17 protein-coding genes are annotated in these 15,418 nt (G+C 71.1%); 15 read left to right on the top strand and 2 right to left on the bottom strand.

The genetic code is table 11. The annotated features are described in order from the left end of the window. Positions 1 to 21: 21 nt before the first annotated feature. The 9 genes from ACQP2P_RS45620 to ACQP2P_RS45580 all read left to right on the top strand — a co-directional run bounded on the left by ACQP2P_RS45620 (position 22) and on the right by ACQP2P_RS45580 (position 8,503). A complete protein-coding gene (locus tag ACQP2P_RS45620) occupies positions 22 to 591 on the top strand; it encodes a DUF1707 SHOCT-like domain-containing protein (protein WP_433611888.1) in 570 nt (189 codons plus the stop codon). Next, complete coding sequence (locus ACQP2P_RS45615; protein WP_433611887.1) at positions 588 to 1,766, top strand: hypothetical protein; 1,179 nt, start codon at positions 588 to 590, stop codon at positions 1,764 to 1,766. Before ACQP2P_RS45620 ends, ACQP2P_RS45615 begins: the two co-directional genes overlap by 4 nt. A 103-nt stretch (positions 1,767 to 1,869) precedes the next feature. Continuing rightward, positions 1,870 to 4,464: an ATP-dependent chaperone ClpB gene (gene clpB, locus ACQP2P_RS45610; protein ID WP_433611885.1), complete on the top strand. Its 2,595-nt coding sequence runs from the start codon at positions 1,870 to 1,872 to the stop codon at positions 4,462 to 4,464. 27 nt (positions 4,465 to 4,491) lie between these two features. Then, positions 4,492 to 4,857: a hypothetical protein gene (locus tag ACQP2P_RS45605; protein WP_433611883.1), complete on the top strand. Its 366-nt coding sequence runs from the start codon at positions 4,492 to 4,494 to the stop codon at positions 4,855 to 4,857. 54 nt (positions 4,858 to 4,911) lie between these two features. After that, entirely contained in the window at positions 4,912 to 5,607 is a 696-nt protein-coding gene (locus ACQP2P_RS45600) for a hypothetical protein (protein ID WP_433611881.1), read from the top strand. Between the two features lie 82 nt (positions 5,608 to 5,689). After that, complete coding sequence (locus ACQP2P_RS45595) at positions 5,690 to 6,466, top strand: SDR family NAD(P)-dependent oxidoreductase (protein WP_433611879.1); 777 nt, start codon at positions 5,690 to 5,692, stop codon at positions 6,464 to 6,466. Positions 6,467 to 6,860: 394 nt separating this feature from the next. Beyond that, positions 6,861 to 7,403 (top strand): orotate phosphoribosyltransferase, encoded by a 543-nt coding sequence (pyrE, locus tag ACQP2P_RS45590; RefSeq protein WP_433081756.1) that lies wholly within the window; start codon positions 6,861 to 6,863, stop codon positions 7,401 to 7,403. Positions 7,404 to 7,460: 57 nt separating this feature from the next. Then, positions 7,461 to 7,841 (top strand): ArsR/SmtB family transcription factor, encoded by a 381-nt coding sequence (locus tag ACQP2P_RS45585; RefSeq protein WP_033359976.1) that lies wholly within the window; start codon positions 7,461 to 7,463, stop codon positions 7,839 to 7,841. Then, positions 7,745 to 8,503, top strand: a complete 759-nt coding sequence (locus ACQP2P_RS45580; protein ID WP_433611876.1) for a class II aldolase/adducin family protein — start codon at positions 7,745 to 7,747, stop codon at positions 8,501 to 8,503. The genes ACQP2P_RS45585 and ACQP2P_RS45580 overlap by 97 nt, the downstream gene beginning before the upstream one ends. Positions 8,504 to 8,652: 149 nt before the next feature. Here ACQP2P_RS45580 and ACQP2P_RS45575 read toward each other — a convergent pair whose 3' ends face one another. Next, positions 8,653 to 9,453 carry a DedA family protein gene (locus tag ACQP2P_RS45575; RefSeq protein WP_433611874.1) on the bottom strand — a complete coding sequence of 267 codons (801 nt, stop codon included), beginning with the start codon at positions 9,451 to 9,453 and terminating at the stop codon, positions 8,653 to 8,655. 46 nt (positions 9,454 to 9,499) lie between these two features. Between ACQP2P_RS45575 and amrS the strand changes: the two genes are divergently transcribed. The 5 genes from amrS to ACQP2P_RS45550 all read left to right on the top strand — a co-directional run bounded on the left by amrS (position 9,500) and on the right by ACQP2P_RS45550 (position 13,862). Then, a complete protein-coding gene (amrS, locus tag ACQP2P_RS45570; protein WP_433611872.1) occupies positions 9,500 to 10,564 on the top strand; it encodes an AmmeMemoRadiSam system radical SAM enzyme in 1,065 nt (354 codons plus the stop codon). Further along, the gene (amrB, locus tag ACQP2P_RS45565; RefSeq protein WP_433611870.1) at positions 10,561 to 11,325 is read left to right on the top strand and encodes an AmmeMemoRadiSam system protein B; all 765 of its coding nucleotides are present in this window, start codon (positions 10,561 to 10,563) and stop codon (positions 11,323 to 11,325) included. The genes amrS and amrB overlap by 4 nt, the downstream gene beginning before the upstream one ends. A 167-nt stretch (positions 11,326 to 11,492) precedes the next feature. Next, a complete protein-coding gene (locus ACQP2P_RS45560; RefSeq protein WP_433611868.1) occupies positions 11,493 to 12,380 on the top strand; it encodes a phytanoyl-CoA dioxygenase family protein in 888 nt (295 codons plus the stop codon). A 58-nt stretch (positions 12,381 to 12,438) separates the two neighbouring features. Then, positions 12,439 to 12,945 carry a SigE family RNA polymerase sigma factor gene (locus ACQP2P_RS45555; RefSeq protein WP_433611866.1) on the top strand — a complete coding sequence of 169 codons (507 nt, stop codon included), beginning with the start codon at positions 12,439 to 12,441 and terminating at the stop codon, positions 12,943 to 12,945. Beyond that, complete coding sequence (locus tag ACQP2P_RS45550; protein WP_433619558.1) at positions 12,945 to 13,862, top strand: LCP family protein; 918 nt, start codon at positions 12,945 to 12,947, stop codon at positions 13,860 to 13,862. The genes ACQP2P_RS45555 and ACQP2P_RS45550 overlap by 1 nt, the downstream gene beginning before the upstream one ends. Positions 13,863 to 13,881: 19 nt before the next feature. Here the strand turns inward: ACQP2P_RS45550 and ACQP2P_RS45545 are convergent, their stop codons facing one another. Further along, on the bottom strand, positions 13,882 to 14,094 hold the full coding sequence (locus tag ACQP2P_RS45545; RefSeq protein WP_433081742.1) for a hypothetical protein: 213 nt from the start codon (positions 14,092 to 14,094) through the stop codon (positions 13,882 to 13,884). A gap of 234 nt (positions 14,095 to 14,328) precedes the next feature. Between ACQP2P_RS45545 and fbaA the strand changes: the two genes are divergently transcribed. After that, positions 14,329 to 15,354 carry a class II fructose-bisphosphate aldolase gene (gene fbaA / locus ACQP2P_RS45540; RefSeq protein ID WP_433611863.1) on the top strand — a complete coding sequence of 342 codons (1,026 nt, stop codon included), beginning with the start codon at positions 14,329 to 14,331 and terminating at the stop codon, positions 15,352 to 15,354. The last annotated feature ends 64 nt before the right edge of the window (positions 15,355 to 15,418 follow it).

Here is a 15,418-nt window from a genome sequence, read left to right as displayed (position 1 = left end):
GCTGAGGTCTACAGTGTCGTCGTGAGCCAGGACCGGCCGGACATGCGCATCTCCGACGCCGAGCGGGAGCTCGTGGTCGCTCAGCTCAACACCGCCGTGTCCGAGGGCCGGCTGACGCTCGCCGAGTTCGAGGAGCGCGTCGACGGCGTGCTGCGGTCCCGCACGGTCGGCGAGATCGAGCCGTATGTCGGGGACCTGCCGCAGAAGGGCCCGATCGCCGCCCCGGAGCAGCAGGAGATCCGCAACCGGTCCTCCAACCTCAAGCGGGTCGGGCGCTGGACGGTGCCGCGGAAGCTGCTCATCAGCACGCGGGCCGGATCGGTCAAGCTCGACTTCACCGAGGCCCAGTTCAGCTCCCAGCTGGTCGAGGTGCGGCTCGAGGCCCGGTCCAGCTCGATCGAGCTGGTGCTGCCGCGCGGGGCGACCGCCGACATCGACAGCATCGCGCCGCACTCGAGCTCGCTCAAGCAGAAGGTGCCCGCCGCCTACGACCCGGCGGGCTCCGGGATCGTCTTCCGCATCGGCGGCGAGGTGCGCAGCAGCAGCGTGCGGGTGCGCTACCAGCGCAGGTTCTGGCGCTGGCGCTGGTGAGACGCCGCCCCGTCCTGGTCCTCGCGCTCGCCGCCGCCCTGGTCACGACGTTGAGCGCGGGCTCGTGCGCGCCGAACAGCACCCCGCAGGCGGAGCAGACCCCGGACGGGGACGTCTCCTACGAGGACGTGCCCACCGCCTACCCGAGCACCGATCCCAAGGACCGGCAGACCGTCGTGCCGGTGCCGAAGGGCACCTCGCCCCGCGGCGTCGAGTTCGCCGACGCCGGCACCGGCTATGCGCTGTTCACCTCGTGCGTGGCCGGGACCACGTGCAAGGCCGGGCTCGCGCTCACCCTCGACGGCGGCGCCAGCTGGGTGGCGCGCGACCTGCCGTTCAACGACGCCCTCGACATCGACATGCGCCTCGGCCGCGGCAACGTGCTGATCCTCAAGGCGGCCCCGGACGGGTACTTCATCTCCCGCGACACCGGCCGCACCTTCGAGCGCCGCCCGCTCACCCCGCCGCCGGTCGAGCTCAACCTCGCCGACCAGCAGTACTCGGTCGGCTGCCAGGACCCCGCCGCGAACGGCTGCGCCGACGCCCAGCCGTGGGTGGTGGGCGACGACGGCAGCCGGGCCCCGCTGCCGGCCCGCCCGTCCGGCCAGCACGAATGGACCGGCCTCGCCGCGGCCGCCGACGGCACGCTCTGGCTGACCGCCCGCTCGCCCGGCGGCGCGGCCGGCTCCTCGCCCGCCGGGGGCACCACGGTCAGCGTCTGGAGCAGCTCCGACCACGGGCACACCTGGAAGGCGCAGGGCAGCACGCTCGCGCCGCAGGCCGATGCCGTCGTCCGGCCGTACGTCTCGCCCGACGGGCGGGACGTGTGGCTGGTCGGCCCCCAGTTCGCGGCCCGCATGGTGGCGGGCTCGGCCTCGAACTCGTCCACGGCCGCGGCCTGGAGCGAGTCGACCGCGATGCGCGAGGTCACCCAGGTCTTCAGCGCCGAGGTGCTGCCCGGCCATCGGCTGCTCGTCGCCAGCGGGCAGGGCGTGTGGCTCGTCGACGAGCGGCAGCGGGTGCGCGACACGGAAGCCCGGCTGATCTTCCGGCTGCGGCGCATCGATGCCACGACGATTCTGGGGTACCCCGCCCAGCAGTCCGGCGACGTCTGGCTCTGCACCGTCGGCGACCAGGGATGTGACTGGGTGCACGTGGGGGTCTCGGCGCGATAGTCCCGTGACGCTCGGCAAATCAGAGTTGAGTGGAATAGACTCAACCTCCTGAGTGTCGTACCTCCTGTAGGACGCACTGGACCGAGGAGTCTGCGAGCAAACGATGAACGCCGAACGCCTGACCACCAAGAGTCGCGAGGTCATCAAGGCCGCCGTGGACGCGGCGAGCCAGCGCGGACACGCGACCGTTGAACCCTGGCACCTGCTCCTGGCGCTGCTGGACACGGGCGGATCGACCGCCGCCGGCCTGCTGCGCGCCGTCGGGGCCAACCCGGCCGACGTGCGCCGTGCCGCCTTGCACGCCGTCGAAAGGCTGCCCAGCGCCCGCGGCTCGAGCGTCGTGGAGCCCAACGTCGCCCGCGAGTTCGCCAACGCGATCGCGGCGGCCGAGCAGATCGCGCGCCCGCTCGGCGACGAGTACACCTCGACCGAGCACCTGCTGGCGGGCCTCGCCCGCGTCGGTGGACAGGTCGCGACGCTGCTCAAGGACGCCGGGGCGACCGAGCAGACCCTGGTCGCGGCGTTCCCGCAGATCCGCGGGGGCGATCGCAAGGTGACCTCGGCCGATCCGGAGCAGACCTTCCAGGCGTTGGAGAAATACGGCGTCGACCTCACCCAGTCCGCCCGGGACGGCAAGATCGACCCGGTGATCGGCCGTGACGCCGAGATCCGCCGGGTGATCCAGGTGCTGTCCCGGCGCACCAAGAACAACCCCGTGCTCATCGGCGAGCCCGGCGTCGGCAAGACCGCGATCGTCGAGGGCCTCGCCCAGCGCATCGTGGCCGGCGACGTGCCCGAGTCGCTGCGGGACAAGCGCCTGGTCAGCCTCGACCTGGGCGCGATGGTGGCCGGCGCGCAGTATCGCGGGCAGTTCGAGGAGCGGCTCAAGTCCGTGCTCGAGGAGATCAAGGGCTCCAACGGGCAGGTCATCACGTTCCTCGACGAGCTGCACACGGTCGTCGGCGCCGGCAAGGGCGAGGGCTCGATGGACGCCGGCAACATGCTCAAGCCGATGCTGGCCCGCGGCGAGCTGCGGATGGTCGGCGCGACGACGCTGGACGAGTACCGCGAGCACATCGAGAAGGACCCGGCCCTCGAGCGGCGCTTCCAGCCCGTCGTGGTCGGCGAGCCCACGATCGAGGACACCATCGGCATCCTGCGCGGGCTCAAGGAGCGCTACGAGGTCCACCACGGCGTGCGGATCACCGACGCGGCGCTGGTCGCCGCGGCCGCGCTGTCGGATCGGTACATCACCGACCGCTTCCTGCCGGACAAGGCCATCGACCTCGTCGACGAGGCGGCCTCCCGGCTGCGCATGGAGATCGACTCGCGCCCGACCGAGGTGGACGAGGTCGAGCGCAGCGTGCGCCGCCTCGAGATCGAGGAGATGGCGCTGGCCAAGGAGCCCGACCAGGCCTCGGCCGAGCGGCTCCAGCGGCTGCGGGCCGAGCTCGCCGACCGTCGCGAGTCGCTCAGCGCGCTCACCGACCGCTGGCAGAACGAGAAGGCGCACATCCAGAAGATCTCCAACACCAAGGAGCAGCTGGAGCAGCTGCGGCTCGAGGCCGAGCGGGCCGAGCGCGACAACGACCTGGAGAAGGTCTCCGAGCTGCGCTACGCCGTGATCCCGGGCCTGCTGCGAGATCTGCAGCAGGCCGAGAGCGAGCTCGTCGCCCTGCAGTCCGCGGGCGCGATGCTCAAGGAGGAGGTCTCCGCGGACGACATCGCCGCCGTGGTCGCCTCCTGGACGGGCATCCCGGCCGGCCGGCTCATGGAGGGCGAGACCGCCAAGCTGCTGCGCATGGAGGACTCGCTGCGCAGCCGGGTCATCGGGCAGGACGCGGCGATCCAGGCCGTCTCCGACGCGGTGCGCCGCGCCCGGGCCGGCGTCGCCGATCCCGATCGCCCCACCGGCGGCTTCCTGTTCCTGGGCCCGACCGGCGTCGGCAAGACCGAGCTGGCCAAGGCGCTCGCGGAGTTCCTCTTCGACGACGAGCGCGCGATGGTGCGCATCGACATGAGCGAGTACAGCGAGAAGCACAACGTCGCCCGGCTCGTCGGCGCCCCGCCCGGCTACGTCGGCTACGAGGAGGGCGGCCAGCTCACCGAGGCGGTGCGCCGGCGGCCGTACACCGTCGTGCTCCTCGACGAGGTGGAGAAGGCCCACCCCGACGTGTTCGACGTGCTGCTGGCCGTGCTCGACGACGGCCGGCTCACCGACGGGCAGGGCCGCACGGTCGACTTCCGCAACACGATCCTGATCCTGACCTCGAACCTCGGCTCGGAGGTGCTCGCCGACGACCCGACGCTCCTGCCCGAGCAGCGCCGCGACGCGGTCATCGCCGCCGTGCGGGGCCACTTCAAGCCGGAGTTCGTGAACCGGCTGGACGACATGGTGGTGTTCAACGCATTGTCGCCGACCGATCTGCGGGCCATCGTGGAGATCCAGCTCAATGCGCTCGGCCGCCGGCTGGCCGACCGTAGGCTCACGCTCGACGTCTCCGACGCGGCACGTGACTGGCTGGCCAGTCTTGGGTATGACTCGGTGTACGGGGCCCGCCCCCTGCGCCGCCAGATCCAGACGTCGATCGGTGACCAGCTCGCCAAGGCCCTCCTGGGCGGCGAGATCCGGGACGGGGACCGGGTGCTGGTCGACCTGTCCGACGACAAGAAGACGCTCACGGTGCGGGCCGGCTAGCCGGGACCAGGGGAGGGTGTGCGGCTGATGCTGTGGAAGAAGCAGGCGTACGACGAGGAGCTGCGACTGCTCGCCGACGCCGACACGCTCGCGTTCGGCGGCGTCGGCATCGCCGGCACCCTCCTGCCCGCCACCAAGGCCTACTTCGCGGTCGAGGAGGGCCTGCGCCAGCACGGCGGCGAGCTGCGCCCGCGGCTCGAGGCCCTGCTCGACAAGGCCACCCCGGCGGGGCGCGTCTACGCCGCCGAGCTCCTGACGCACGCCGACGCGGCGGCCGGGCGCTCGGCCTGGCAGAAGCTGTCCGGCCAGCGCGGCGAGGTCAAGACGTTCACCGGCTGCATCATGGGCAGCACGACGCTCGCGCGGTATGCCGAGGAGCGGCTGCGAGATTAGCGGCGCATCGATACGGTGATTCCCAGGAACGTTCCTGGGAGGGGAGCCAACTCGATGTCTTTCGCAGTGCCGGCCGGGCCGCGCGCCCGGCCGTCAACCGTCAGCCTGGCGTCGACCCTGCTGTTCGCCGCGGCGGGGCTCGAAGTGATCCAGGTCGTACTCTCGCTCCTCTACGCCGGCAAGATCGCCGAGGGCACGAAGAAGGTCTACGAGGACGCCGGGCTGAACACCAGCGCGACCACGACCACCGGCATCGGCTCATCGATCGGCGTCATCTTCGGCTTCATCATCATCGTGATCCTGGTGCTGCTGGGCTACTACGTGAGCCGCGGCAACCAGGTCGCCCGGGTGCTGACCTGGGTCGTCGGCGGCATCGCACTGTGCTGCGGCGTGCTCAACGTCGGATCGGTCCTGCTCGCGAAGACGTTCTGGGACGCGGCCCGCAAGAACAGCCCGGAGCTGCCCACCTGGGACAGGTACCAGGAGCTCGTCTACTCGGCGGTGCCCGGCTGGTATCAGCCGGTCACCACGGTGCTCAGCATCCTGATCATCATCGCGGTCGCGGTGCCGATCGTCCTGCTGGCCCTGCCCGCCTCGCACCCGTACTTCCGCAAGGAGCAGCCCCAGTGGGAGCCCCCGGTGCCGGGTAACGGCGGTCCTGGTGGCTTCCCGCCGCCCCCGCCCGGCCCCGGCGGTCCGGGTGGCTACCCGCCGCCGCCTCCGCCCGGCTACGGGCCGCCGAACGGCTGATCGCGGGACAGGTGATCGCGACAGGTGATCTATGACAAGGGGACCGGGTTCGCCCGGTCCCCTTGTTCGTTACCCTGCCGCGATGCCCACCGCTCTCGTCACCGGGGCCTCGGCCGGCCTCGGGGCCGCCTTCGCTCGCGAGCTCGCCGCCCGGGGGCACGCGCTCGTGCTCGTCGCCCGTCGCGGCGAGCGGCTCGAGGCCCTTGCCGCGGAACTGCCCGGGCCGGTCGAGGTGCTGGTCGCCGACCTGGCCACCACCGAGGGCGCCGACGCGGTCGCGGCCCGGCTGAGCGACCCGGGGCGCCCGGTCGACCTGCTCGTGAACAACGCCGGGCGGTCGCTCAACCGCTCCTTCCTGCGCTCCACGCCCGAGCTGGAGGAGGAGCTGCTGCGGCTCAACGTCCACGCGGTCATGCGCCTCACGCTGGCCGCTCTGCCCGGGATGGTCGAGCGGGGCCGGGGCGGCATCGTCAACGTCTCGTCGGCGTCGGGGTTCGCGGCACTGATGCCGGGCTCGACGTATCCGGCGAGCAAGGCCTGGGTCACCAGCTTCAGCGAGTCGCAGGCGCTGCTCGTGCGTGGGACCGGGGTTCGGGTCATGGCGCTGTGCCCCGGCTACGTCCGCACCGAGTTCCACGAGGCCGCCGGCATCGACATGTCCCGGGCGCCGTCGTGGATCTGGCTGGACGCCGAGCGGGTCGTGCGGGCGGCGCTCGCGGACCTGCGGCGGGGCCGGGCGGTCAGCGTGCCCGGCCGCAGGTACAAGGTCGCGGTGGCGTTCATGCGCTACGCACCTCGTGGGTTCCTTCGGCGCGCGGCGGTGCTCGGGAGGGGACGCATCGGGCATGAGGAGCAATAACGCCCATCGAGGCACCGTTGAGCGTCGATGTGTGTATCCCTGCAAGCATTGAGTTTGCTGTGTATCGAACATGATTGTGGTCACGTACGAACGGCTGATGGGCCGATTGGCAGCGCTCCCATGGGCGTCCGGGTGGCCCGGGGCGGTACGTTCGGCTGTTTCCGCAGGTCAGAGGCTTCCATCGAGCATTGCAACGATCTAATTCGAGTCAGATTCGGGTTCGTCGCGAGGGCATCGGTGCATCGTTATCCCCTGTCACCGGCACCTCTCGCGTCACTCGTGGTGATCGCTGCGATCACCTTCGTATTCACCCTTGTCCCCTTGACGGCCATTAATTTCGCCGAGAGTGCGGGTCATCGATTCACTGCGCAGCTTTAGCGCGTACGCTTCGGACATGACCGACCGTGACGACCTGCTGAAACTCGTGCGCGACCTAGCCGTGGTCGAAGGACGGGTCACGCTGTCGTCCGGACAAGTTGCCGACTGGTACGTGGACCTTCGTCGTTTGACGCTGCACCATGCTGGTGCACCGTTGGTCGGCCGGGTGCTCCTCGATCTCGTCGACGACTGGGAGTTCGATGCCGTGGGAGGGCTGACCCTCGGCGCGGACCCGGTGGCCACCGCGATGCTGCATGCGGCGGCTGCCCGCGGAGGACGTCCGCTTGATGCGTTCGTCGTCCGTAAGAGTGACAAGGCTCATGGTCTGCAGCGCCGGGTCGAGGGGCCCGACGTCGCCGGCCGGCGCGTCCTCGCGGTCGAGGACACCTCCACTACAGGTGGAAGTGTGCTCACTGCGGTCGACGCGTTGCGAGAGGCGGGCGCCGATGTTGTCGGTTGCGCCGTTATCGTCGACAGAGGCGCGGAAAAGGCGGTTCGCGCCGCGGGGCTGAGCTATCGCTCAGCGTTTTCGTTGGCCGACCTCGGCCGACAGGGCTGAAAAATTGTCGATTCGGACCTGCGCATATGCAGGCGGGTCGATGGTGTTGGTGGAAGGATGGAATACGTGGGAACTGCGCTGGCTGAGATGACCCTGCCCCAGATCTCGCCGCTTGCCGGCGAGCCAATTGACCGCGCCGATGCCGAGCGTCTGGCCGGCGTCCTGAAGGCGCTTGCCGACCCGGCCCGACTCCGGCTGCTGAGCCTGATCCAGTCGGCTCCCGACGGCGAGGCGTGTGTGTGTGACCTGACGGCTCCGCTCGGGCTCTCGCAGCCGACCGTGAGCCACCACCTGCGAATCCTGACCGAGGCTGGTCTGCTGGAGCGCGAGAAGCGGGGTGTGTGGGCGTTCTACCGCCTCGTGCCCTCCGCCATCGGCACCATCGCCGACCTTCTGACGCCGCCGCGCAAGCGCGCGACCAAGAAGGCGCCTCGCTAGCAGTGTCGGGTAGCGCCTCCGGGCACTACCCGGCCGGCGACCTTCGCGACCAGCTCGCCCATCTCGGGCGCGCGGTCGTGCGGGCCGGACTCGTCGTGGGCTCGGGTGGCAATCTCTCCGCCCGGGCACCAGGCGCGGACGAATGCTGGGCAACCGCGGCCGGAACCTGGCTGGACCGGCTCGACCGCGGTTCATTCGTTCGGATCCGAATCAGCGACGGCGCGACCCTTGACAACTCTGGGGTCGCGCCGTCTTCGGAGCTGGGGCTCCATGTGGCCACCTATCGCGTCCGCCCGGACGTCAACGCGGTCGTGCACCTGCACCCGCAGAGCGTCCTGCTGCTCGACGCGATCGCCGAGCCGATCCGGCTGGTCACCACCGACCATGCCTTCTACCTGCGGCGGGTGGCCACCACGCCGTTCGTGCCGCCGGGCCGGCCCGAGGTGGGCAAGCTGGCCGCGGAGGCGTGCGCGGACGGGACGAACTGCGTGGTGCTGTCGCGCCACGGGTGCTCGGTCATCGCGGACTCCGTCGAGCTGGCGCACAAGCGCGCGCTGTACCTCGAGGAGGCGGCGCGGCTGACATACAGCGCTCTGACCCTGCGCGTGGCGCCGACCTCGCTGGCGACCGACTGGCTGGACGATCCGACGGCCACCGCCTGACCCGGACGCCTTCACGTGACCGCGTGCGCCGCGAGAGCTCGAGGCGGCGCAGGGAAGGCGAAGAGCAGCGGCAGGCCCGAGAGCACATGAATCAGGGCCCGGAGAAGCTCGGTAACGTCTTGCTCCAGGCCCTGATCCGAACGTCGTGACTAGAACTGGTCGTGCACGCGGTGGTTGCCCGGGCGGTCCGCCGGAGGCACCGCCGGGAACACCTCCGTCGGGGCGTTCGCCGGGTCGGCGGCGAGGTGCGCCGTCGTCGTCGCCTTGCCCCGCTTGCGCTCGCGCCAGCCGCGGAAGATCTCGATGAAGATCGGCAGGGCCGAGATCAGCACGATCAGGACCACGGCCGGCAGGAGGTACTTGTCGATCTGGCCGTCCGGGATCACGTCGCGGATCTGCTTCGCCAGCGCCCAGCCCGCCAGGATGATCCCGTCGGTCCACAGGATGCCGCCGACCACGTTCCAGATGAAGAACTGGCGCGCCGGCATGCCCACGACGCCCGCGACCGGGTTCAGGAAGGTGCGCACGATCGGGATGAAGCGGGCGAGCACGACCGCCTTCGCGGGGCCGAACTTCGCGAAGTAGTGCTCGGCCTTCTCGACGTACTCCCGCTTGAAGATTCGCGAGTTGGGCCGGTCGAACATCTTCCGGCCGTAGCGGGCGCCGAGGTAGTGGCCGAGCTGGGCGCCGGCGATCGCGCAGATCGGGGCGCCGATGAGCAGCTGGGTGAGGCTCATGTGGGTGCCGACCAGCTCGCTGGCGACCGGCGATGCGGCGACGCCGGCCAGGAACAGCAGCGAGTCGCCGGGGAAGAAGAAGCCGACCAGCAGTCCGGTCTCGACGAACATGATGAGCCAGACGCCGATCACGCCGAACGTGCTCAGCAGCCCCTTCGCGTCGAGAGGGTTGAGGGAGAGCAGGTCGCCCAGGGCGCGCGTCTTTTCTTCCACGGGTCACCAGGGTACGTGAGCCTCCTTGCGAAGCTAAGCTCGGAGTATGGCGGTGGTCACGACCGCGCACTGGCACCGGCTCGATGACGGTCGGGTGCAGTGCGACGTCTGTCCCCGCAACTGCCGGTTGCACGAGGGTCAGCGCGGCTTCTGCTTCGTCCGGCAGCGCGAGGGCGACGAAATCGTGCTCACGACCTACGGCAAGTCCTCGGGTTTCTGCGTGGACCCGATCGAGAAGAAGCCGCTGAACCACTTCCTGCCGGGCACGCCGGTGCTGTCCTTCGGCACGGCGGGCTGCAACCTCGGCTGCCGGTTCTGCCAGAACTGGGACATCTCCAAGAGCCGTGAGGTGGACACGCTCGGCTCGGCCGCCGGCCCGGAGCGGCTCGCCGCCGAGGCCGAGCGCCTGGGCTGCCGCTCGATCGCGTTCACCTACAACGACCCGGTGATCTTCATGGAGTACGCCATGGATGTCGCCGACGCGTGCCGCGAGCGCGGGATCAAGGCGGTCGCGGTCTCGGCCGGATACATGAACCCGGCCCCGCGGGAGGAGTTCTACCGGCACATCGACGCGGCGAACATCGACCTCAAGGCGTTCAGCGAACAGTTCTACTCCAAGATCACGTTCGCGCGGCTCGACAAGGTGCTGGAGACGCTGGAGTACCTGCGCACGACCGACGTCTGGTTCGAGGTGACCACGCTGCTCATCCCCGGCCGCAACGACGGCGACGAAGAGCTGCGCAAGCAGTGCGACTGGCTGCTGGAGCACCTGGGGCCGGACGTGCCGCTGCACTTCTCCGCGTTCCACCCCGACTTCAAGATGCGTGACGTGCCGCCGACCCCGCCCGAGACCCTGCGCCGGGCGCGGCGGATCGCGCTGGAGACGGGGCTGCGGTTCGTCTACACCGGCAACGTCCACGATCCCGAGGGCCAGACGACCCGGTGCCCGGGCTGCGGGGCGGCCGCGGTCGTGCGCGACTGGTACGACCTGGTCGCGTACGCGCTCACCGACGACGGGCGCTGCACCGCGTGCGGGTTCGCGGTGCCGGGCGTGTTCGAGGGGCCGGCCGGGAGCTGGGGGCGCCGCCGGTTGCCGGTGGCCATCGGATGAGGCCGCCCGCCGTGGCCGGCAGCTTCTACCCGGCCGACCCGAGGGAGCTGCAGGCCGCGGTGGAGGAGCTTTTGGCAGCTGTACCGCCTGAGCCGGACGAATCCCCCGCGTACATCGTCCCGCACGCCGGGTACCGGTGGTCGGGTCCCACGGCGGCCCACGTGTACCGCCGGCTGCAGGGGCGCACGGCCGAGCGCGTCGTGCTCCTCGGCCCCGCGCACCGGGTGCCGCTGCGAGGGGCCGCGGTGCCGACGCTGGCCGAGTGGTCGACGCCGCTGGGCACTGTGACGCTCGACACGCACGGCGCCGCCAGGCTCGTGGCGGCCGGGCTGGCGCGAGCGGACGACGCGCCGCACGCGCCCGAGCACTCCCTGGAGGTACAGCTCCCGTTTCTGCAGTTGCTCGGGTTGTCCAAGGTGCTGCCGGTGTGCGTGGGGCCCGGCGAGGCCGACGCGGTCGCCGAGCTGCTGGCCGCCGTCCACGGGCCCGGGACGATCGTGCTGTGCAGCACCGATCTCTCGCACTTCCTGCCGCAGGAGCAGGCCCGGGCGGCCGACGCGCGGACCATCGACGCCGTTGCGCGGCTCGAACCCGGCGACATCGGCGAGCGGGACGCCTGCGGGCGGCACGCGCTGCGCGGCCTGCTGGCGTGGGCCCGGGGCCGCGGATCGACGGTTCGCGAGCTGCACCGGGCCACGTCGGGCGACGAGGGCGGCCCCCCGGACCGGGTGGTCGGCTACCTCGCCGCCTCGCTGGACTGATGACGCGGAGTAGCCATGGTCGGCACACCGACGTCATAACGGTCGATTCCGTTGCCTCCGAACCGGCCAAAAGACCCTGACCGATCGGCCGACCTCTGAAGGGGTGCCCCGCGACCGTCTTCCGAATGGAGGCGCCGGTGTTCGGCGCCGGAACTGGAGAACGGGGCATGTCTGCCACGACGACGGCCGGCCCGGCGGCCGGCACCGGCTGGGTGCCGATGACGGCCGAGCAGCGGGAGCAGTTCGACACGGACGGTTACCTCGTGCTGAAGGGCGTGCTGAGCCCGGACGAGGTGCGTCACTACGCGTCGGTGCTCGACGTCGCGCACGCCACGCACCCGCGCGCGGCGGACGGCTCGCTGCACCTGCTCAGCGCCGTCACGAGCTGCCCGGAGCTGGCCGGCCTGATCGACCACCCGGCGACGTTCCCGCTGGTCTGGTCGATCCTGGGCTGGAACGTGCACATCTACCACTCGCACCTGGACGTGCATCCGACCGTCCCGGCGGCGAAGCCGGACTGGTGGCACTGGCACCAGGACGGCGGCCGGCAGAACCGTGAGCTCGAGACCGACCCGCGGCCGCGGCTGTCGGTGAAGCTCGCGTACTGGCTCTCGGACGTCTCCGAGGAGGGCCGCGGCAACCTGACGCTCATCCCCGGCAGCCACACCGCCAACTGGCTGCCCGGGCCGCCGAAGCGCGACGTGCCGTGGCCGGCCCCGCAGGGCGCGATCCAGGTCAAGGTCGACGCGGGCGACGTGGTCTTCTTCGACCGCCGGATCTGGCACGCCCGCTCGGACAACCACTCCGAGATCACCCGGCGCTGCGTCTTCCTCGGCTACACGTACCGCTGGATCGCCATCCGCGACGAGATCGCCGACCTGCCCGGCAAGCCGTGGTGGAACGAGCTGAACCCGGTGCAGCAGCAGCTGCTCGGCGGGGTGGGGGTCGGCGACGGCGACCACCACTGGGGCCACTACCCCGAGTCGACGCCGCTCTACACCGCCCTGCGCGACCGGGGGCTGCTCGACCCGGGCTACCCCCCGCTGATCCCCTAGCGCAATGTTCGCCCGTCCTCGATGCGTCTTAGGGTCGGGGACGGGCGAAGGGGTCGGGTTGACGTTCGAGGAGTTCGTCGAGGCGCGGCTGCAGGCGCTGCTGCGCTACGCCGTCATGCTGACCGGCGACCCGCACACGGCGCAGGACCTCGTGCAGGAGACGATGATCCGCGCGCAGCTCAAGTGGCGGCGGATCGCGGCGGCCGACATGCCCGAGCGCTACGTGAAGCGCATGATCACCAACGCGTACGTCGACCTGCACCGCGGCTCCTGGCTGCGCCGGGTCGCGCTGCGCGGCGTCGAGGTCGACACCGGCGTGCCGGCGCCCGACCACGCCGACGGGCACGCCGAGCGCGACCAGATGTGGCTGTGGCTCGGGCGGCTGCCCCGCCAGCAGCGCGCCGCGCTCGTCCTGCGTTACTACGAGGGGCTCACCGACGGCGAGATCGCCGAGGTGATGCGCTGCCCGGTCGGCACCGTGCGCTCGTGGATCTCCCGGGCGCTCGCGACCCTGCGCACCAGCGTCGCGCCCACGCTCACCGTGGACGGGGGTGCGAAGCCGTGATGGACGACCTGCTGCGCGAGACCTTCGCCCGCCACGAGGAGCTGGTCCCGGCCGCGTCGCCCGACCTGGGCGAGTCGATCGTGACGGGCGCCCGGCGGCTGCGCGCGCTGCGGCGCTGGGTCTTCTCCGGCCTGACCTTCCTGTGCTCCGCCCTCGCGCTGCTGCTGGTGCCGATCGTGGCCCGGCCCCACGCGGCGCCGCCCGCCGCGCCCGAGCCCAGCCGGCCGGTGAACCTGCTGATCGTCGGCATCGACCGGGGCACCGGCACACCGGTGCGGGTCAAGGCCAACGCCATCGTGCTGCTGCACGTGAACCCGGCCGCCCGCACCGCCTACGAGGTCGTGATCCCCCGCGATCTCCTGCTCGACCTGCCCGGCATCGGCCCGCAGCGCGCCGACGGGGCCTATCTGGTCGGCGGGTACGAGCTCGCGGCCGAGGCGGTCGCCGGCATGACCGGGCTGACCCTCGACGGCGGCGCGGTCGTCGACATCGCCGGACTCGAGTCGGTCACCCGGGCCGCGGGCGGCGTCGACCTCTGTGCGCCCGTATGCCGGCACTACGATCCGGGCGAGGCGGGCGACGCCCTGCGCCGATCGCTGGGGTCGGGCGATGACCGGGTGCTGCAGCAGTACCTGACCGCGCTCGCGAAGGCCGCCGCCGACCCGGCCCGGGTGCCCGGCCTGCTCGCCGCGGCCGGAGGCACGCTCGAGCTGCACCTCGGCACCGCGTCGCTGCCGGTGCTGGCCGCACGGATGGCGGGCGTGGACCCCTCGGCGGTCTCGGCGATCCGGCTGCCGGTGAGCGCGTCCAACGGCGGCCCGGAGCCCCTGCCGGGGGGCGACGGCCTCTACGACGCCATGCGCGACGGGCGGGTCGGCGCCTGGTTGACGGCGCACCCCCAGTTCACCCTGGGGTAGTCGCCCTGCGGGCCCCCGGCTAGTACTCGTCGCTGAGGTCGACCTCGCGGTCCTGCTCGATGGCGTCGTACTCGTTCGCCTCCCACGGCCGCGCGTGCGGCGTGTGCGGCCGGTCCAGCGGATTGGCGGGCTGGGCCTGCTCGGCCGCATCCTCCGGCGACGACTCCGGGTCGCGCACGTCCGGGTCGAGACGGTCCTCGATGGTCAGCAGTTCCTCGTCTGGCTGGGTCATCGCCGGGGCTCCCTGTCGCTCGCTGCGGTAGCTCGCTTCCGTCCTTGGGCGTTCTCCACCGTACGACTGTTGCGCCCCCTTTGCCCCGTGCCCCCCGGAATTCCCGGTCAGGTCACCCGGCTACGAGCGATGCTCAGGACTGCGAGATACTCCGTGGCAGGACAGAGCGGTCCGCGAGGAGCTCGCGTCTATCGGCTCCAAACCGCACGATCCAAACAGTCAAGGAGCGCCGTCATGCCCATCGCCTCGTCCGATGTCTACGCCGAGATGCTCGACCGCGCCAAGGCCGGCGCGTTCGCCTACCCGGCGATCAACGTCTCCTCGTCGCAGACGCTCAACGCGGCGATCCGCGGTTTCGCCGAGGCCGAGAGTGACGGCATCATCCAGGTCTCGACCGGTGGCGCGGAGTACATCTCCGGCCCCACCGTGAAGGACATGATCACGGGTTCGGTCGCGCTGGCCGCGTTCGCGCACGAGGTCGCGAAGAAGTACTCGGTGAACATCGCGCTGCACACCGACCACTGCCCGAAGGACAAGCTCGACAAGTTCGTCCGCCCGCTGCTGGCCATCTCGACCGAGCGCGTCGCCAAGGGCGAGGAGCCGCTGTTCCAGTCGCACATGTGGGACGGCTCCGCGGTGCCGCTGGGCGAGAACCTCGACATCGCCGAGGAGCTGCTGGCCAAGACGGCCGCGGCGAAGGTCGTCCTCGAGATCGAGGTCGGCGTGGTCGGCGGCGAGGAGGACGGCGTCGTCGGTGCGATCGACGAGAAGCTGTACACGACCGTCGCGGACGGCCTGGCCATGGTCGAGAGGCTCGGCCTGGGCGAGAAGGGCCGGTACATGGCCGCCCTGACCTTCGGCAACGTGCACGGCGTCTACAAGCCGGGCAACGTCAAGCTGCGCCCCGAGATCCTCAAGACGATCCAGGACGCGGTCGCCGAGAAGTACGGCAAGGAAAAGCCGCTTTCGCTGGTCTTCCACGGCGGCTCGGGCTCGCTGCTCTCGGAGATCCGCGAGGCCCTCGACTACGGCGTGGTCAAGATGAACATCGACACCGACACGCAGTACGCGTTCACCCGCCCGGTCGCCGCGCACATGTTCACCAACTACGACGGTGTGCTGAAGGTCGACGGCGAGGTCGGCAACAAGAAGGCGTACGACCCGCGCGCCTGGGGCAAGGCCGGCGAGGCCGGGCTGGCCGCCCGCGTCGTCGAGGCCTGCGAGCACCTGCGCTCGACGGGCACCACGCTCTCCAAGTAAGCGCCGCGCTCGGCAGACGCGACAACGGCCCGGCTGGATCACTCCAGCCGGGCCGTTCGCGTTG

Origin of the sequence: Dactylosporangium sp. CA-139114, from assembly GCF_050955725.1 — a bacterium.
Taxonomy (GTDB): Bacteria; Actinomycetota; Actinomycetes; order Mycobacteriales; family Micromonosporaceae; genus Dactylosporangium.
This window is presented reverse-complemented; position numbering and strand designations above follow the sequence as displayed.